General features: G+C 69.6%; 15 protein-coding genes. 5 read left to right on the top strand and 10 right to left on the bottom strand.

Features of this window, described 5'->3' with window-relative positions; translation table 11 throughout:
• Positions 1-53 precede the first annotated feature (53 nt).
• A complete protein-coding gene (locus ODE13_RS03980; protein WP_322478065.1) occupies positions 54-1,097 on the top strand; it encodes a hypothetical protein in 1,044 nt (347 codons plus the stop codon).
• Positions 1,098-1,136: 39 nt separating this feature from the next.
• On the opposite strand, the gene ODE13_RS03975 is transcribed toward ODE13_RS03980, so the two are convergent.
• Together ODE13_RS03975 and ODE13_RS03970 are read right to left on the bottom strand one after the other, a co-directional pair.
• Positions 1,137-2,066 (bottom strand): hypothetical protein, encoded by a 930-nt coding sequence (locus ODE13_RS03975; protein ID WP_322478064.1) that lies wholly within the window; start codon positions 2,064-2,066, stop codon positions 1,137-1,139.
• A gap of 88 nt (positions 2,067-2,154) precedes the next feature.
• Positions 2,155-3,372, bottom strand: a complete 1,218-nt coding sequence (locus ODE13_RS03970; RefSeq protein WP_322478063.1) for an MFS transporter — start codon at positions 3,370-3,372, stop codon at positions 2,155-2,157.
• 57 nt (positions 3,373-3,429) lie between these two features.
• Here ODE13_RS03970 and ODE13_RS03965 point away from each other — a divergent pair, with 57 nt between their 5' ends.
• Both ODE13_RS03965 and ODE13_RS03960 read left to right on the top strand, forming a co-directional pair.
• Positions 3,430-4,866 (top strand): phosphomannomutase/phosphoglucomutase, encoded by a 1,437-nt coding sequence (locus ODE13_RS03965; protein WP_416210541.1) that lies wholly within the window; start codon positions 3,430-3,432, stop codon positions 4,864-4,866.
• A gap of 124 nt (positions 4,867-4,990) precedes the next feature.
• Positions 4,991-6,523 (top strand): OFA family MFS transporter, encoded by a 1,533-nt coding sequence (locus tag ODE13_RS03960; protein ID WP_322478061.1) that lies wholly within the window; start codon positions 4,991-4,993, stop codon positions 6,521-6,523.
• Between the two features lie 260 nt (positions 6,524-6,783).
• Here the strand turns inward: ODE13_RS03960 and ODE13_RS03955 are convergent, their stop codons facing one another.
• From ODE13_RS03955 to ODE13_RS03920, 8 genes are all read right to left on the bottom strand, one after another.
• Positions 6,784-7,743: an alpha/beta hydrolase gene (locus ODE13_RS03955; RefSeq protein WP_322478060.1), complete on the bottom strand. Its 960-nt coding sequence runs from the start codon at positions 7,741-7,743 to the stop codon at positions 6,784-6,786.
• A gap of 128 nt (positions 7,744-7,871) precedes the next feature.
• On the bottom strand, positions 7,872-10,028 hold the full coding sequence (locus tag ODE13_RS03950; RefSeq protein WP_322478059.1) for an iron ABC transporter permease: 2,157 nt from the start codon (positions 10,026-10,028) through the stop codon (positions 7,872-7,874).
• A 54-nt stretch (positions 10,029-10,082) separates the two neighbouring features.
• Positions 10,083-11,084: an iron-siderophore ABC transporter substrate-binding protein gene (locus ODE13_RS03945; RefSeq protein WP_322478058.1), complete on the bottom strand. Its 1,002-nt coding sequence runs from the start codon at positions 11,082-11,084 to the stop codon at positions 10,083-10,085.
• A gap of 103 nt (positions 11,085-11,187) precedes the next feature.
• Entirely contained in the window at positions 11,188-12,063 is an 876-nt protein-coding gene (locus tag ODE13_RS03940) for an ABC transporter ATP-binding protein (RefSeq protein WP_322478057.1), read from the bottom strand.
• A 33-nt stretch (positions 12,064-12,096) separates the two neighbouring features.
• Entirely contained in the window at positions 12,097-12,918 is an 822-nt protein-coding gene (locus ODE13_RS03935; protein WP_322478056.1) for an ABC transporter ATP-binding protein, read from the bottom strand.
• The gene (locus ODE13_RS03930; protein WP_322478055.1) at positions 12,911-13,930 is read right to left on the bottom strand and encodes a FecCD family ABC transporter permease; all 1,020 of its coding nucleotides are present in this window, start codon (positions 13,928-13,930) and stop codon (positions 12,911-12,913) included. Before ODE13_RS03930 ends, ODE13_RS03935 begins: the two co-directional genes overlap by 8 nt.
• Positions 13,931-13,935: 5 nt before the next feature.
• Positions 13,936-15,039: an iron ABC transporter permease gene (locus tag ODE13_RS03925; RefSeq protein ID WP_322478054.1), complete on the bottom strand. Its 1,104-nt coding sequence runs from the start codon at positions 15,037-15,039 to the stop codon at positions 13,936-13,938.
• The gene (locus ODE13_RS03920; RefSeq protein ID WP_179540730.1) at positions 15,029-16,075 is read right to left on the bottom strand and encodes an iron-siderophore ABC transporter substrate-binding protein; all 1,047 of its coding nucleotides are present in this window, start codon (positions 16,073-16,075) and stop codon (positions 15,029-15,031) included. The genes ODE13_RS03925 and ODE13_RS03920 overlap by 11 nt, the downstream gene beginning before the upstream one ends.
• Positions 16,076-16,449: 374 nt before the next feature.
• Here ODE13_RS03920 and ODE13_RS03915 point away from each other — a divergent pair, with 374 nt between their 5' ends.
• Positions 16,450-16,803: a PadR family transcriptional regulator gene (locus tag ODE13_RS03915; RefSeq protein WP_246348699.1), complete on the top strand. Its 354-nt coding sequence runs from the start codon at positions 16,450-16,452 to the stop codon at positions 16,801-16,803.
• 122 nt (positions 16,804-16,925) lie between these two features.
• Positions 16,926-17,876 (top strand): hypothetical protein, encoded by a 951-nt coding sequence (locus tag ODE13_RS03910; RefSeq protein WP_322478053.1) that lies wholly within the window; start codon positions 16,926-16,928, stop codon positions 17,874-17,876.
• The last annotated feature ends 333 nt before the right edge of the window (positions 17,877-18,209 follow it).

The raw sequence follows: 18,209 nt of genomic DNA, 5'->3' as shown, positions 1-18,209 counted from the left end.
ACAGACTGGTGTCCGAGCAGCCGGACGAGCCGGCCCGGACCCTGGAGGAGACGATGTCAGACGCACCGCATGATCCGCGCCGATCCGGCGAACCCGAGGAGTTCGGCTCAGGCCCGCATCACCCGAGCCCGCAGGAGCCCGCGCCGCGCGGGCCCTTCCCCTACGAGGCAGGTCCGCCCGACTCCTCCGCCCATGACCGCCATGCCGGCCACGGCCAGCAGCCCCACTATCCTGCCCCGCATGATCCGCATGCGGGCTGGGGCCAGCAGGCTGCACCGAACGGACCCGGATACGGAGCACAGCCCGGATACGGAGCACAGCCCGGATACGGAGCACAGCCCGGATACGGAGCACAGCCCGGATACGGAGCACAGCCCCACCATGGTGTCCAGCCCGGAGGTGCACCGAACCAGCCCAACTGGGGCGGCGCCTACGGCCCGCCGCCGCCTCAGCCCACCGGGATGGGCATCACGGCACTGGTCTTCGGCATCATCGCGCTGCTGCTGAGCTTCATCCCCCTGGTCGGTCTGGTCAGCCTCCTGCTCGGCCCCGTGGCGGTCATCCTCGGCATCATTGCAGTCGTCCGGCGCCACGGACGCGGAGCAGGCATCGCCGGGATCATCACCGGTGGGCTGGGCACAGTCGTCGCGATCGCCGCACTGGCGCTCGCCGGGCTGGCCTTCAACAGCTTCATGGACGAGGTGGACCGCACGCAGGAGGAGATCGAGCAGCCAGCGGAGGAAGACGCCCTCGACCCCGCGGAGGCTCCGACCGACGACGACGCGGAGGACACAGAGGACGGCCCCGAGGGCGGCGCGGACGGCGACGCCGGCGAGACGTCACAGGAGGACCTCGACGACGCCGTCCAGGAGTGGGAGGAGCGGATTGAGGACGGTGACTTCAGCGACGTCTCAGAGGAAGACGTCGACGACGCCATCCAGGAGTGGGAACAGAGGATGCAGGACGGCGACGCCGACGATTGGCAGGAGCTCGCCGAACAGTGGGAGGGCGAGCTCGACGAAGAGGAGCTGCAGCGGATCCAGGAGGAGCTCGGGCACCAGTTCGAGGACCTCCCCGAGCAGCTGCCCGGCGGCTGAGGGCAGGCGCCCTCACACAGGACCCTCAGCGCCGACGGATCAGGCCTGGTCCTTGAACACCACCAGGAACTTGTGGGCCTCGTCCTCCGTGAGCGGAGAGTGGTCGGCCAGCAGGGTGGCGGCCTCGTCCACATGGTCGTCGCGCAGCAGCGCGTAGAGCTGATCGTGGACCCAGGGCTCGAGGTCCTCATGGGAGAGAGTGATCTTCTCCTCCCCCCGCTGGACCTCCAGGTGGAAGCCGGCGAGCTCCTGATCCTGCTCCGCCCAGTCCTCGGGGATGGTCAGCTCGTCCTCCAGGGAGAACCCAGACTCCGCGAGGAGTCGGCGTGCCTTCTCATCGACCTCATCGTCACCGGAGGAGCCCGCCGTCGAATCCGGCCCGCCCTCGCCGGCCGCGTCGGCGGAGCCGGCAGACCCGGCTGTGCGGGATCGGCCACCAGGGATGTCCGGCACGTCCTCTCGATTCTCGCCGATGATCTCTCCGGTCTCCGGGTCGGCCTCGGCGATCGGGCGCCCTACCCGGTCAGAGTCGGCATCCGCCCGCACGCCGTCGATGACGTCCTCGACGTACTCGCCCTCGTCGGCGCTGGGCGCCGAGGCGGCCGGCGCCGTCCCTGCCTCCGACCCGGCCCCTGCCGGGTCACCGCCGAGCTCATCCTCGAGCTGCAGCTCGGAGGGAGGCTTCTGCGGAAAACGGTGCAGGGCCTGGACGGCGATGAGGCAGTCCTTCACCGGAGCCCCGGTGGCATGCTTGAACAGCGCCAGGGCCCGCTGTCCATCGTCTGCAGCGATGGCCCGATACACTTCTCGGTGCTGATCATCGGTCAGCAGTTTCGCCGCCATCCGGGCGTTCTCCGGTGTGACGGCTTCCTCGATCCGCTTGTTCAGGCGCTGCCCCTGGCGCTGAAGGAGCAGCCGGACCCCGAAGAACAGCAGGACGGCCAATGCGATAGCTGCGAGAAACTCCACACGGCCAGTCTAGGTCAGTCAGCTGGGCGGTGTCTGCGAGGTCACGTCAGCGGAGATCAACGCCTCGGGGAGCCACCCCGGCGCGGTCTCAGTTCCGCGGCAGCACCAGCGCTGCCGCCGTCGTCGCCGCGGCCACCAGGACCAGCACCATCCCGACCGTGCCTGGCCAGCCGAGCAGGTGCAGGAACATGCCTCCGAGAAACCCGAACACCGAGGAGCCGGCGTAATAGCCCAGGTTGTACAACGACGCCGACTGCGCGCGTCCCGCCACCGCGGAGGACCCTGCCCAGCCCGCCGCCACCGCATGGGCGGCGAAGAACCCTGCGGTGAGCACCACCATCCCGAGGATCACCACCGGCAGACTGGGCACCAGGGTCAGCAGGACCCCGGCGGCCATCACCAGGTTCCCGCCCAGCAGCACCGGCCGCCGGGAGAACCTTGCGGCCAGGCGTCCGGCCCGCGGTGAGGACCACGTGCCGGCCAGGTAGGCCAGGAACACGAAGGCCGCCAGCCAGATCGGCAGCTGGAACGGCGGACCGGCCAGCTGGAAGCCCAGATAGTTGTACATCGCCACGAAGCCGCCCATGGTGAGGAAGCCCTGCAGATAGACCACCCACAGCGTCGGCGAGCGCAGATTGCCGGTCAACGCGGCCACCGCCTCGAGGAACCGGGTGCGCCGCGGCGTGAAGCGCACCGCCGAAGGTGCCAGCCGCAGGAACAGCAGCACGCACACCACGGCGAGGATCGTGACGCTGAGCATGCCGACCCGCCACCCCAGCTGCTCGCCGATCGGGGCGGCCACCAGCCGGCCGCTCAGCCCACCCACCGTGGTGCCGGAGATGTAGGTGCCCGCGGCCACGGCTGCGGCCCGCGGATGGACCTCCTCGCTGAGGTAGGCCACGGCGAGCGCCGGGACCCCACCCAGCATGACCCCTTCGACGAAGCGCACCACCAACGTCCAGGAGAAGTCCGGCACGACGACGGCGACCAGCGCACACAGGCAGGCCAGGCTGATGGCCCACAGCATGGCCGGCCTCCGCCCGTGGGCGTCGCCGATGTAGGACCAGGGGATCACGCCCAGAGCGAGCCCGAAGGTGGCCGCGGAGATCATCAGTGCCGCCTGATCGGCGGTGACGTGCTGATCAGCGGAGATCACCGGCAGCAGCCCTTGCGGGGAGTAGAGCTGGGCGAAGGTGGCCACTCCGAGGAAGAACAGGGCGGCCAGCAGCCGACGGTACGCCGCGGTGCCCGGCTCATGCCCGCCGTGGCCGGATCCCGGTGAGCGGGCGTCGTCGTCGGCTCTCACTCAGCTCACCCTACGCCCGGACTCCTGACCAGTGCCGCCGGTGCCACGTGTGTGAAGATGCTGGCTTACCATGAACCGGTGAGCATCGATCTTTCCGCCTCCTTCAAGGCTTATGACGTCCGCGGTCTCGTCGGCGAGACCATCACCGAAGAGTCCGTGCGGGCGGTGGGCGCCGCCTTCGTGGACGTGCTGAACCTGGCGGGCCGCCGGGTTCTGGTGGGTGGGGACATGCGCCCCTCCTCCGAGGACTTCTCCGCGGCCTTCAGCGAGGGAGCGCGCGCCCGGGGAGCCGACGTCGTCCAGCTGGGGCTGATCTCCACCGACATGCTCTACTTCGCCTCCGGGACCCTGCAGGCCCCCGGTGTGGTCTTCACCGCCTCGCACAACCCGGCCGGCTACAACGGGATGAAGATGTCGCGGGCCGGGGCGGTGCCGCTCTCGGCGGACACCGGCCTCACCGAGATCCGCGACGCCGCCCAGGCCCTGCTCGACGCCGCCGGTGAGGACGGCGTCGTCATCCCCGCCGCCGAGCGCACCGGGACGGTGGAGCAGGTCGACCAGCTGCACGCTTATGCGGCGTACCTGCGCTCGCTGGTGGACCTCTCCAACATCCGGCCGCTGAAGGTCGTGGTCGACGCCGCCAACGGGATGGCCGGACTCACCACCCCGGCGGTGTTGGGCGACTCGTTCCTGGATGCCCTTCCGCTTGAGATCGTGCCGCTGTACTTCGAGCTGGACGGCACCTTCCCCAACCACCCTGCGAACCCGCTGGAGTCGGAGAACCTGCGTGACCTTCAGGCCGCGGTGGTGGAGCACGGCGCGGACATCGGGCTGGCCTTCGACGGCGACGCCGACCGGTGCTTCGTGATCGACGAGCGCGGCGAGCCGGTCTCCCCCTCAGCGGTGACCGCCTTGGTGGCCCGCCGGGAGATCGCCCGCGCCCGGGCCGAGGGTGAGCAGACCCCGGTCATCATCCACAACCTCATCACCTCCCGGGCGGTGCCCGAGCTGGTGGAGGCCGAGGCCGGCCGGGCGGTGGAGACCCGTGTGGGGCACTCCTACATCAAAGCCGTGATGGCCCAGGAGCAGGCCGTCTTCGGCGGCGAGCACTCCGCCCACTATTACTTCCGAGACTTCTTCAACGCCGACACCGGAATGCTCGCTGCCATGCATGTGCTCGCCGCCCTGGGGCGCCAGGAGCTGCCGCTCTCCGAGCTGGCCGCCGAGTACAGTCCCTACTACGCCTCCGGGGAGATCAACTCCGAGGTGGAGGACAAGCGGGCCGCCGCCGAACGGGTGCAGCACGCCTTCGCCGCGCGGGACACCGTCGTCTCCCACGTGGACGGCCTGACGGTCCGCGCCGGGGACGGCACCTGGTGGTTCAATCTGCGTCCCTCCAACACGGAGCCATTCCTGCGGTTCAACGGCGAGGCGCACAGCGCCGCCAGGATGGAGTCCGTCCGCGACGAGGTGTTGGAGATCGTGCGCGGCTGAGCGTTCCGCCGCGGCGAAGTGTCAGGTCTCATCATGCGAATCACCTCTTGACAGGCCTGAGAGCACCCGGCCTACTATCACCCCGGTTCAGCTGTGACTTGCCGCACTTCGATCGGGAGGCCCCATGTCCGTCACCGTCGCCGAGCGCTCCGCATCCCTGCAGCGCATCACCGCAGGTCCTGGATTCAACCGCTGGCTGATCCCCCCGGCCGCATTGGCGATCCACCTGTGCATTGGCCAGGCCTACGCCACCAGCGTGTACAAGACCTCCCTGGTGGCGCACTTCGAGACCAGCCTGACGGCCGTCGGGGTGATCTTCTCCCTCGCGATCGTGATGCTGGGCCTCTCCGCGGCGATCTTCGGCACCTGGGTGGACCGCAACGGGCCTCGTCGAGCGATGATCGCCGCGGCCGTGTGCTGGGCGACGGGGTTCTTCGTCGGGGCGGCCGGGATCTTCACCTCGCAGCTGTGGCTGGTCTACTTGGGCTACGGGGTGATCGGTGGCATCGGGCTCGGCATCGGTTACATCTCACCGGTCTCCACCCTGATGAAATGGTTCCCCGATCGGCCGGGGCTGGCCACCGGAATGGCGATCATGGGCTTCGGCGGCGGCGCGATGATCGCCAGCCCCCTCTCCTCCACCGCTCTGGGCCTCTATGACCCGGACTTCGACCCGGCCACCGGCATCTACTCCGGAGCCGCCGTCGGCGGACTGTTCCTCACCCTGGGCGCGGTATACCTGGTGGTCATGCTCTTCGGCGCCTGGTTGGTGCGCGTGCCCGCGCCAGGTTGGACCCCCGAGGGCTACGATCCCTCGCGGGAGAAGAGGAAGGCGCTGGTGACCAGCGGGCATGTGAGCGCCGACCGGGCGCTGCGCACCCCGCAGTTCTGGCTGCTGTGGATCATTCTCTTCTGCAACGTGACCGCCGGCATCGGCATCCTGGAGCAGGCGGCACCGATGATCCAGGACTTCTTCCGGAGCGACGGCAGCACGGCGATCGCCGGCGCCGCGGCAGCCGGGTTCGTGGGTTTCCTCAGCCTGACCAACATGGCCGGACGCTTCGTGTGGTCCTCCACCTCCGACCTCGTGGGGCGCAAGAACATCTACATGCTCTACCTGGGCGGCGGACTGGTGCTCTACACGCTGCTGGCCGTCCAGGGGCCGACGTCGGTGGTCCTGTTCATCATCCTGGCTGGGATCATCCTCAGCTTCTACGGCGGCGGGTTCGCCACCATCCCCGCCTATCTGCGCGATCTCTTCGGCACCCTCGAGGTCGGGGCGATCCACGGTCGCCTGCTGACCGCCTGGTCCTGCGCCGGGGTCATGGGCCCGCTGATCATCAACGGATTCCTCGATGCCCGCGGCGAGCCAGGCAACCTCACCGCCGCAGACTATCGGCCCGCCCTGTTCACCATGGTGGGGCTGCTGGTGATCGGCCTGATCGCCAACATCCTGGTCCGCGCGGTGGATGAGAAGCACCACGTCAGCACCGAGACACCCGCCGCCACGGCGACGTCGGCGACCTCCTCCGTCCCGGAGGTGGAGCCGGCGGGCACTCCACGCGTGCCGGTCTGGCTGGCGTGGGCCGTGGTGTCGCTTCCCTTGGCGTACGGGGTGCTGCAGACGCTGAGCAACGCACTGGGGCTCTTCGCCTGATCACCACCCGCGGGCCCGTCAAAGCCGGACTACCTCCGTGGGTTCCCTCAGGAATCGTGAGCGCCTTCGACATTCGCAGGGCCTGGAGATCGTCCGCGGCTGAGCGTGCACCACTCCGGCTCAGTCCCCGTCGTGTTCGCTTGTCCCCGCGGAATTGCGCGGGGACAAACGAAGAAGACGGGGACAACTGGGCAAGCCTCGCTCGGCGAACGACGCCCGTCGCGTCACGAGCACTCCCCCGGCGCGTCCGACCTCTGCGCTCAGCCGCGGGACAACAGCCCCTGGCGATCCAGCCACTCGAACCAGAGATCCAGCCAGGCGTCCACCGGAGTGCCGGTGGCCCGGGCGCCGAAGCCGTGCAGCGCCCCGGGGTAGATGTGCCCCTCCACCGACGCCCCGGCGGTGCGCCAGGTGCTGATCAGCTCCAACACGTGGGCGGCGCAGAGCGGGTCGTGCACATCCACCACGGTGAACAGGTCCGGGAGGTGCCCAGCGCCCTCGGCCGGCGGTCCGGGCAGCCTGCCCCCGTAGATGCAGGCCAGCGCCGCAGGCCGGTTCGCCGGGTCTGCGGCGCTGACGGCGGCGGAGACGGCGTAGGCGCCGGCGGAGAAGCCGATCGCCGAGACCCGGGCCGGGTCGAGCCCCCACTGCCCTGCGCGGTCACGGATCAGGGCGAGTCCCGTCTCGACGTCGTCCACGGCCAGCCGTTGATGCCCGCCGCGGGTGTCGACGACGTCGTGATCTTCGCGCGGGGTGAAGGCGTTCGCCAGGTGTCGCCCGAAGTCCTCGATGGTCTCCCCGGTGTGCCCGAGCCGGTACTTCAGCACGAAGGCCGCCACGCCGCGCTCGCGCAGCAGGTGCGCGACGTCGGCCCCTTCGCTGTCCATGGAGAGCTTCAGGAAGGCCCCGCCGGGGGCGATGAGCACCGCCGCGCCGGTGGCCGTCCCCGGATCCGGCAGGAACGGGATCAGCGTGGGGCGGGTGACGTTGCGCAGCCGGAATCCGCCGTCGGTGCGGCGCAGGGCCTGTTCCTGGTCCGGGGTGTCGTCGGTGGGCCGCAGCGGGATCTCCGGGCCGCTCGCGCCCAGCGTGCTGGGGGCGGCGAGGGTGAAGGCAGCGGCGAACTCCGCGGCGAGGTCCTCCAAGCTCGGTGCGGCAGACGCGGGTGCGGCATCCGTGGTGATTCCTCCTGCGGTCCGGTCTCTCGGCTGATCAGGCACGGGTCTCTCCCCCGTCGTCGGAGCTGGCATCGGGTGGTCACCTTTGACCCTATCCCACCGCAGGTGACGCACTTCACACTGCCGGAGCCCGCCGAGGAGCCGCCGAGGAGCCTGTCAGGGCCGACCGCTCAGGCGCGGGCGGGGGTGGTCGCGCGCGTGGTCTTCGCGGTGGACCGCCGGAGCAGCCACAGCAGGTAGGGAGGGCCGATGACGGCGACCACCAGGCCGGCAGGCAGCTGATCCGGGGCGATGATCGTGCGTCCGAAGGTGTCGGAGAGCGAGACCAGGGCGGCGCCGAGCATCGCGGAGATCGGCAGGAACCAGCGGTGCTCGCGACCCACCAGCATCCGCGCCAGGTGCGGGGCGGCCAGGCCGACGAAGCTGATCACGCCGACGGCGATCACCGCCACCGCCGCCAGCAGCACCGCGATGATCAGTGCGACGCCCCGGACCACCGGCAGCGCGACGCCGAGGATCCGTGGAGTGATGTCATCGATGCCGACCAGGTCCAGCTCGCGGCGCAGCACCAGCAGCACCGGCACGGCGGCCAGCAGCACCACAAGCATCGGCCCCAGGTCGCGCCAGGCGGTGCCGAAGGTCGAGCCGCCGAGCCAGGAGATCGCCATCGCCTGGTTGTGCGGATGAGCGGTGGAGATCAGCAGCTGGGTGATCGCCTGGGCGGCGGTCATCACGCCGATGCCCACCAGCACCACCTTCTCCGGGGAGCTGGTGCGCGAACTGGCCAGGACGAAGACGATCAGCCCTGCCAGGATCGCCCCTGCCGCCGCCCCGGCGGACATCGTCCAGGCGGATCCGGAGGGAAGCACGATCAGCGCGATCACCGCGCCCGCACCGCCGGAGGCCGCCACGCCCAGGATGCCAGGTTCGGCCAGCGGGTTGCGGGTCACGGTCTGCACCAGCCCGCCGGCCACCGCGAGCACCGCACCGGCCAGCAGCGCGGCGGCGACCCGGGGCGCCCGGAAGTCCAGGGCGATCTCGATCGCCCGCGGCGCCTGTCCCTGCAGCCACAGCATGAGGTCCCCCGCGCGCAGCCACCAGTCACCCAGCAGCATCCCGGCGGCCGCCAGCACAAGAAGCAGCGCCCCGACGACGACGGCGACCGTGACTCGGCGGGAGAGGCGCACCCCGCTGGGCAGCCCCAGCGCCGCGATCTCCTGACTGCCGCCGCCGCTGCGCATCCGCAGGGCGATCACCACCAGGAACACCGCTCCGATCAACGAGGTCACCACCCCGGTGGGGATGCCGACCGCCAGGTTCAGGTCCCTGAAGCCGAAGACGCCGCCCAGGAAGATCCCCCGGACCCCGACGTCGGCACCGATCACGATGAGCGCCCCGAGCAGCCCCGAGCCCGCCATGGCCCAGCCGAAGCGGCCGAATCGGATCACCCGAGTAGAGAGCAGCCGGATGATCGCCGGGGCGCAGAGCCCCACGAAGCCCAGCGGCCCGACCATGGTGACCGCTGAGGAGGCCAGGACCACCGAGCAGATCAGCAGCCCGGCGCGGACAAGACCGACGTTGACGCCCATCGACTGCGCGGTGTCGCTGCCCAGGGAGAGCACGTCGGTGGCACGGGCCAGCAGCACCAGCACCACCAGGGCTGCGAGCACCACCGGCAGCAGCCCGACCACTCCGCTGATCCCGGAGAGGTTCAGGGTTCCCGCGCCCCAGAGGAACAGCCCTTGGGTGGACTGGGCATGGATCATCAGCAGCGCGGAGGTCACCGAGGCCAACCCCATGGCGACCACGGTCCCGGCCAGCACCAGACGGATCGGCGCCGACTCGGAGAATCCGGTGAGCGCCAGCACCAGGCCGGCAGCCGCGAACCCTCCGAGGAAGGCCAGCGCCGCGGAGCTCAGCAGCGGCAGGGACAGTCCGAAGGCCGCCGCCGCCGTGAGCGCCAGATGCGCCCCGGCGTTGACCGCCAGGGTGTCCGGGGAGGCGAGCGGATTGCGGGTCATGGCCTGCAGCGCGCAACCCGCGATGCCCAGCACGACACCCACCACCAGGCCCCCGATCAGCCGCGGCAGCCGGGAGTCGAGGGCGATGGCGGAGAGCTGGGCGTCCTCCCCGGTGAGGACGGCGGACAGCAGATCCCGGGCGGAGACCCCGGAGGTGCCCTGGGTGAGATGCACGGCGCTGAGCACCACCAGGGTCCCCAGCCCCACCACGAGGGTGAGCACGACCAGGAGATGGGCCCTGGCCGGGGTGGTGCGCTCCACGGCTGCGCTGGTGCGCACCGTCAGGGCGTCCGTCTGCTGTGTCATATGCCGTCCGCCGGGGTGCGGTCCGCTCTCACGCTGCTCATCCGATGGAGGTGATCAGGCGTCGTCGGCGACGGTCTCGGAGAGCTGGTCGGTCCACTGCATGGCCGAGCCAGGGCCGCCGTAGAGCCAGGTGCGCTCGATGGCGTGCATGCGGTCGTTCTCCACGAAACCCAGCGAGTTCCAGGTCGAGTTGTCCTCCAGCGGTGCGAAGGGGTCCTCCGGCTCGCTGGAGGCGGTCCACCAGAAGAACTCGGTGTCCTCGGGAAGGGCGGTCAGGCCCTCGGTGTCGGAGGAGCTGATCGCCCACCCGGCGTCACCTTCCTCCTCCCAGGCGGGGGTCAGGCCGATCTCCTCGCCGATGGCGCTGACCATGGCGCCGGGGCCGTGCAGACGGAAGGTGGCGGTGTTGCCCTCCACCGAGGGGTACACGACCACGAAGGGGGTCTCGTCGGCGTCCGCTTCGGAAAGGCGGTTCCGGGCGTCCTCGAGGTTCTGCTCATAGTCGCCCCAGACCTGCTCGGCCTCGTCCTGGGCACCGAGCAGCTCGGCGGTCTGGAAGAAGGTGCGCTCCATGTGCCCGAGCGGGTCGGAGGCATCGGCGGACTCCTGGAGCACCACCGGGGCGATGTCCTGCAGGTCCTCGAGCAGGCCCTCGGGCACGGACTCCTCGGCACCGATGATCAGGTCCGGGTTGGCCTGGCCGATGGCTTCGATGCTGGGCTCGGTGCGCAGCCCGACGTCGACGATGTCCTCGTCGACGTCGGCGGCGGAGGCCCAGGCCTCATAGCCTTCGAGGTCAGCCACGCCGACGTGGTTGCCGCCGAGCATCTCGACGTTCTCCGTCTGGACCCATTCCAGGGTGACCACGCGCTGAGCGGGAGCGTCGAGGGTGATCTCCTCCCCGGCGTGGTCGGTGACGGTGACCGGACCGGCCTCAGAGTCGGAGTCGGCATCGGCGTCGTCGACCTCGGTGGTGCCGCAGGCGGTCAGCGCCAGCGAGCCGACGGCCGCCAGTGAGAGCAGCCAGCGTGTGGAGGGGGTGTCGGTGAGGGTCATGGTGTCCTTCCGGAGTGAGGGTGAGGGGCGCTTGGGGGCGACGCCCGCAGCCTGTCCGGGCGTGAAGACGCGGCCCGGACGGGCGTGGGAGGTTCTGGTCGGGTCAGGCGGGGATCGGCAGGCGCTGCGCGGCCGGGACGTCGATCCCCGCCCGTCCCCGGCGCCCGGCACGCTGCGCACGGACCGCGAGGCCGCCGTCCGGCAGGGGCGCCACGTGGATCGGGACTCCGTAGACCTGGCTGAGCAGCTCGGAGGTCATCACCTGAGGCGGAGGGCCGGCAGCGACCACGGCACCCTCCTGCAGCAGGACCACATGATCGGCGATGTCAGCGGCCTGCTCGAGGTCGTGGAGCACGACGCCGACGGTCAGCCGGTGGACGTCAGCCAGGTCTCGGATGAGGTCCAGCAGGCTCATCTGATGTTTGAGGTCCAGGAAGGTGGTGGGTTCGTCGAGCAGCAGCACATCGGTCTGCTGGGCGAGGCAGGTGGCCAGCCAGACACGCTGGAGCTGTCCCCCGGAAAGCTCGCTGACCGGCCGGTGAATGAGTTCGTCGAGGCCGGCGAGCGCCAGCGCCCTGTCCACGGCCGCGGTGCCGCCGGGGTCGGTCCGGCGAAAACGTCCCCGGTGAGGGTGCCGGCCCAGTTCGACGACCTCCGCCACGGTGAGCCCGGTGGGGGTGGGGCGCTGCTGGGCGAGGATGGTGAGACGCTTCGCGAAGCGACGCGGGGAGAAGGTGGTGATGTCGACGTCGTCGAGGGCCACCTCGCCGTCGGCATCGGCCAGGCGGCACATGCCGCGTAAAAGGGTGGTCTTGCCACTGCCGTTGGGGCCGATCAGCGCAGTCACGCCTCCGGGGACGAGCTCGACGTCGACGCCGTGGACGACACGCTGGGCACCGTAGGAGACGGACACGCCGCTCCCCCGGAGCGAGGTGCTGGGCTTCTGCGCGGGGTTCCGCTGCGCCGGATCATTTTCCACATCTGCATCTTACTCAATGAAGCATAGGGTGTCCTAACACATCCGTTCGGGACTGGTCCGACGGGCGCAGGGAACCACCATGGGGCTTCCGGCCTGCGGATCCGGCACCAGCTCGGAATCCAGGGAGAACACCTCGGAGACGGTGGATGGGGTGAGGACCTCCTGCGGATCACCGGCGGCGAAGATCTCCCCCCGCCGCATCACCACCAGGTGGTCCGCGTAGCGAGCCGCCTGGTTCAGATCATGCAGCACCGCCACGACCGAGCGTCCCTGATCCCGGATGTCCTGGCACAGGTGAAGGACCTCGACCTGGTGTGCGATATCCAGGGCCGAGGTCGGCTCGTCCAACAGCACCAGGTCGGTGTCCTGAGCCAGCACCATAGCGATCCATGCCCGCTGGCGCTGTCCGCCTGAGAGGTCTTCGGCGCGGGCCCCTCCCAGGTCCGTGATCCCGGTGGCCTCCATGGCCAGCTCGATGGCCTCATCGTCCCCTGGCAGCCATTGGCGCAGGGGCGAGTGGTAGGGGTGCCTCCCGCGGGCCACCAACGATCGCACTGTGATCCCGTCCGGCACCACCGGCGACTGCGGCAGCAGGCCGATGCGCCGCGCCAGCTGCCTGCTGCGCCACTGGGTCAACGGGACGTCGTCGAGCTCCACCGTGCCGCGCTGAGGCCTGAGGGTCCGGGCCAGGGCCTTGAGCAGAGTGGATTTCCCGCAGCCATTGGGACCGATGATCGCGGTGAACCTCTGCAGCGGCACGGTGAAGTCCAGCCTGTCGAGCACCGGCTCAGCACCGTAACCGACGGTGACGCCTCGGGCCCGGAGCCCAGCAGCCCTGCTCGTATGGTCACGCACTGGCCTTCCTCCATTCGTGAATGAGCAGGTATCCCAGGTACACGCCGCCGACCCCGGCGGTGACGATCCCCACAGGGAGCCCGTCGAGGACTGACAGCTGCTGGACGAGGAGGTCCGCGGAGACCACGATCAGCGCGCCGAGGGTAGCCGAGGCCGCCAGATTCGCTCCGGGGCGACGCGTCAGCCGCCGGGCGATATGCGGTGCCGTCAGGGCGACGAAGGCGATCGGACCGGCCACGGCGACGGCGGCGGCGGCCAGCAGGACGGCCAGGATGATGGCCGCCGTCCTGACCCGAACCGCCCCGACCCCCAGAGAGTCGGCAAGGTCGTCCCCCAGGTCCATCAGGGTGAGCCGGTGACTCAGCAGCAGGACCAGCGGCGCGAGGACCAGCAGTGAAGCACCGATGAGCCCCGCATCCTGGAACGTGCGGGTGCCCAGCGAACCCACCAGATAGGCCGCCAGCTGATGGGCGCTGTCACGCAGACCGACCGCCACCACGTACTGGGTGATGGCATGCGCCATGGCCGAGACCGCGATGCCGGTGACGATCACCCGGGCCGGAGAGGAGAATCCACGACCGGTGGCCTGATGCACCAGCAGCGCGGCAGCCCCGGCGCCGAGCACGGCACCCATCATGGCGGGGACCTGGCCCGGCCACCACAGCGTGGCCAATGCGACGCCGGCTCCGGCGCCCGCCCCCAGGCCGATCACGTCCGGGCTGCCGAGGGGGTTGCGGGTCACCGTCTGGAAGAGCGCGCCGGCGAGTCCCAGCGCTACGCCCACCCCCACGGCGACGATCACCCGAGGACCCCGCAGCCGCTCCAGCACGAACCCCGCCGCCGCGTCCCCTTCGACACCACGCAGATGGCTGATCACCGCCGCGGGCCAGCTGCCCTGCGGGCCTGTCCCGAGGGTGAAGACCACCAGCGCCAGCACCAGCACCCAGATCAGCACTGTGACCGTGGCCGCGCGACGGTCCACGGACAGCGCGACGGCGGTCCCGATGCGCATCACCGTCACAGTCGCACCTTCCCGCGACGCACCGCGAGGAGCAGCATCGGCGCGCCGATGAAGGCGGTGAGCATGCCTACCATCAGCTCCTCCGGACGCAGGATCACCCGCGCCACGACATCCGAGGCGACCAACAGAGCCGCGCCGACCGGCACCGAGACCGTGGCCTGCAGCCGCACGTCGCTGCCGACGATCCCGCGGACCAGATGCGGGACGGCGAGACCCACGAAGGCCACTGGTCCGATGGCGGCGGTCGCCGCCGCTGCCAGCAGCGTCACCGCTGTGACCGTGCCGAGGCGCAGCCAGCCGACCCGGACGCCCAGCGAGACGGCGACACCCTCACCCAGCGCAAGCGTGTTCAGCCCGGAGACCAGCAGCACGGCGAGCAGCGCACCCAGCAGCAGCATCGGCGCCAGGTCACCCAGCGTCTCCGGCCGAGCCCCGGCCAGGGAGCCGACCACCCAGTGGCGGTAAGAGTCGAAAGTGTCGGGCCGCAGCAGGATCATGGCCTGGACATAGGCGCCGAGCACCGCCGAGACCACCGCCCCGGCCAGGATCAGCGGGACGACGGAGCCAGCCCGCGCGCGGGCGCCGATCAGCTGAACGACCAGCACCGCCAGCACAGCACCGGGCACGGCGGTCCAGGCGGCGGCCACCCCTGAGACGGGGCCTGCGACGGCAACCACGGTGACCATCGAGGCCGAGGCACCCATGGTGATGCCCAGTAAGCCGGGCTCGGCCAGCGGATTACGGGTCAGCGCCTGGATCAGCACTCCGGACAGGGCCAGGGCCGCCCCGACCACGGACCCGAGGACGGTGCGCGGGATCCGCGCGTCCACCACAGCCTGCAGGTGCTCCTCCCCGCTCCCGTGCAAGGCTTCCCACACCTCTCCCAGCGGAGCAGGGCGGGACCCGTAGGCGATACTCGCCGCGCAGACCAGGGCGAGCACCATCAGAGCCAGCAGGTGGATGAGGATGATCCTCGCTGAAGCCGACCAGCGCCGGTGCGCGGAGCCTGGACTCGGCGGCACCGTCGCAGGCAGGTCGAGGGACCTACCTGTCGGGTCCGGAGGCGTCGTCGAGAGTCGGCTGTGCGTCTCAGTGCTCACTGGCGGCGACGGCCTCTTCGATCAGCGGCTCATAGCGGTCGATGACCCAGGGCACGGTCAGCGGGCTGATGATGGAGGAGGCCGTGACCAGAGAGGCGTCCGTGGGAGCGACCACGGCGCCGTCGGCGATCGCGGGGATGGAGGCGTAGAGATCCTGAGCCTCGATCTCGGCACGGTTCTCCTCGTCGCTGTAGAAGGTGAAGATCAGCTCCGAGTCGGAGATCATGTCAGCGTTCTCCAGGCCGATCATCGCGGAATCTGTACCTTCGACCTTGTACTCGTCGAGATCGTGGACCACCGGGTCGACGGTCAGTCCCAGGTTCCGGACCATCGCGACCCGCTGCTCGTCCGGAAACATGACGCCGAGGGTTCCCGGCCCGTCGTTGTAGATGAAGGAGAAGGTGTGGTCCTCCCATTCAGGGCGGGCGGCCGCGGCGAAGGCGTCCTCGACCTCATCGATGAGCTCCTGGGCCCGCTCCTCCTGCCCGAGGGCGGTGGAGACCATCTCGATCTGCTGCTCCCAGGTGATCGTCCAGGGCTCCTCGGGGTAGGCGATCGTGGGGGCGATGTCGGAGAGGACGTCGTGCTGCTCCTCGGTGATCCCGGACCACGGTGCCAGGATCACGTCGGGGTCAAGCTCGAGAATGGCTTCGACGTCAAGCTCGGTGCCGCCGGTGAACTGCTCGGGCAGCTCTTCGCCACTCTCCTCCACAGCCTCGTGGATCCATGGCAGATAGCCGGTCTCGTCGGCGCCCCAGGCGTACTCCTCGACACCCACCGGGATGACACCGAGGGCGATCGCCGACTCTGCCGACCCCTGCCCGAGGGTGACCACACGTTCAGGCTGCCCCTCGATCTTCTCGATGCCAAAGGCGTGCTCCACCGAGCTGATCTCGCCCTGGTCCGCAGAGTCCGACGAGCTCTGGGAGGAGGCGGTGGCACCGTCATCGCAGGCGGCTACCGCCAGCAGGGCGGTCAGCGCGAGGCCGGCAGAGAGGGCGCGGGAGAGTCGGGGCAGCCCGGATGGTCGGGACATGAGGCTCCATTCGGTCAGTGGGTCAGACAGGCCACTATTTACAGCATGCCTTTGTGATGTATTCAGAGACACCTTACCTTCACACTGAAGGAGCGCCAGCCTCACTCCACCATTGAGATACACCTCACGTCAGTACAACGGAGGCCAGGAAAAGTGACCCCTGAAGGCCAGGGGGCTGACGTGCCACGCCCAGGACGGGGCGAAGAGACCAATCCCGGGGCCTAGGCACAGCCCCGCTCAAGCTCTCCAGACCGCTCGCGTCGCCCACAACATGCTCCTGCCCACCGAGGCTGTGACCCCAGGCAGATGGACGCATGAGCGACCACTCGCAACGATTCTCGCGGCCTATCTAGGTATATGTCATACTTAGATACATGGGTGAAGAGATGACGGAACCGCGCTGGCCGTCGCCCTGGGTGCGGGCCGCCCTAGGCACGGCGATCCTCGCCGCTCTGGAAGGCGGCCCGCTGCATGGTTACGGCATCGCCGTCGCGCTGCAGGGCCGAGGCTTCGGTCGCCCCAAAGGCGGCTCGCTCTACCCGCTGCTGACGGCATTGGAGAATGACGGCGCTGTCACGGCGGCCTGGGAACAGGGAGCCAGCGGCCCTGGCCGAAAGACCTACGCCCTCACCCACAGCGGGCGCACACGCCTGAAGCAGGAGCGCACAGGCTGGCACGAACTTGCTGACGCGCTCCGAGATCGAGACACGGATGAAAGGCACTCATGATGAAGGCTGTCCATACACCGCAGACCTTGGACGAGGTCGCCACCATCTTCCGTCAGGCACGCGGAGAGCGCGCTGATGAGGACTGGGCCCGCTCAGCTGCCGCCCGGCTCATGCTCGACGGTGTGCGCGAGCCGCTGGTCCATGACGGGCTGGTGGCCCTGGTGCCCGTGATCGAGGAATCTCAGGAGCCCGCCACCACGTTGTTTGGTAGCCCTGTGGAGTGGGCGCAGGAACGACACGCGGCCTGGCGCTCCGACGGTGTCCACACGACCAGGCCGAGCGGCCCGGCCTCAGTGGGTGAGTTTGTGCACGGCGTGTCTATCGGCGCCGCCATCGCCGCGCCGATCCTCGCACTCCTGCAGATGATGGCCGATGGGTGGGTCATCGACTTCACGCTGGCCCTGGTGGCGTTCCCGCTGCTCATATCCCTCGGAATTCTCGGTTTTCCGGCGGCATGGAACTGGTGTCTTCGCCGCCGAACACGTGGGGCCACCATCGCAATCGCGGTCGTCTCACTGATCGGCTACAGCTCAGTCGTTGCGAGTATCCTCTATCTCGCCCATGACGTCGTCCTGTGGAACGGCTCCGGGTTCTGGATGTTCGCCGTCGCCACGGGCTACGCCATACTCGCCAGCCTGACGCGTCGGGCATGGCCGGCATCGGACCCGAAAGCCCCGGATGAGTATGTCGAGGATGACTCCGAATGGAAGCGCAGCCTCGCCGCCTACCTTCGCGAGCGCGACGACATCCAAGAGTTCCGGCTTCAGGCGATCATCGATGACGCCGAGACCCACAGCGCCGAATCGGGTAAGTCGTTGCAGGAGGAGTTCGGGGCGCCCGCCTCGTATGCCACGCGGTTCGCGCCCCGCCTGGAGGTCAGCACACGCCGGAGGGCCTGGGCGTGGACGATGCTCCTGCTCCCGCCGATCGTCGTGTTCCTGCTGTATGGCCTCGAGGACGGCTGGCACTGGCAGAACCGGTTCTTGCCCTTGGTTCTCTGGTTCCTCGCCGCCGTCTTCATGGCGGCCACAACGTGGCGCCAAGCGATCCAGCACTCACGTGACCACACCTGATGATCTCTGCACGCCTGTCCCACGCGCGGAAGTAGCCCCACGGACGGAAGCCGGTGATCGTGCCTGAGCATCCGTCTCGAGTTGCCACACCGCCCAGGGCGCACGCTGACGGTCCCCGAACGGCACATCGAGTGGGCAGTATCGGTGCGCGTGCGGATGACCGACGCGAGTCCACACGACCAGCTCATCGGCACGCACAGCTTCATTCTCATCCACAGACACGACAGACGGTGTCGTCATCGATGGCGAGGCCGGATGCACAGCGCCTGCACGAAGGACAGAACGTCGCTGGACGGAGCCGCCTGTGCGCGCCGATCTATCCTCCCATGTGCG

It is taken from the genome of Nesterenkonia sp. HG001, assembly GCF_034438835.1.
GTDB classification, from domain to species: domain Bacteria; phylum Actinomycetota; class Actinomycetes; order Actinomycetales; family Micrococcaceae; genus Nesterenkonia; species Nesterenkonia xinjiangensis.
The sequence above is the reverse complement of the archived record's forward strand: the minus strand, read 5'-3'. Positions and strand labels throughout refer to the sequence as shown.

Excerpts from the sequence above, each read along its gene's own strand:
- ODE13_RS03945 (WP_322478058.1), bottom strand. The coding sequence starts at position 11,084 with ATGACCCTCACCGACACCCCCTCCACACGCTGGCTGCTCTCACTGGCG.
- ODE13_RS03965 (WP_416210541.1), top strand. The coding sequence starts at position 3,430 with ATGCTGGCTTACCATGAACCGGTGAGCATCGATCTTTCCGCCTCCTTC.
- ODE13_RS03920 (WP_179540730.1), bottom strand. The coding sequence starts at position 16,075 with ATGTCCCGACCATCCGGGCTGCCCCGACTCTCCCGCGCCCTCTCTGCC.
- ODE13_RS03915 (WP_246348699.1), top strand. The coding sequence starts at position 16,450 with ATGGGTGAAGAGATGACGGAACCGCGCTGGCCGTCGCCCTGGGTGCGG.
- ODE13_RS03960 (WP_322478061.1), top strand. The coding sequence starts at position 4,991 with ATGTCCGTCACCGTCGCCGAGCGCTCCGCATCCCTGCAGCGCATCACC.
- ODE13_RS03980 (WP_322478065.1), top strand. The coding sequence starts at position 54 with ATGTCAGACGCACCGCATGATCCGCGCCGATCCGGCGAACCCGAGGAG.
- ODE13_RS03930 (WP_322478055.1), bottom strand. The coding sequence starts at position 13,930 with ATGCGCATCGGGACCGCCGTCGCGCTGTCCGTGGACCGTCGCGCGGCC.
- ODE13_RS03950 (WP_322478059.1), bottom strand. The coding sequence starts at position 10,028 with ATGACACAGCAGACGGACGCCCTGACGGTGCGCACCAGCGCAGCCGTG.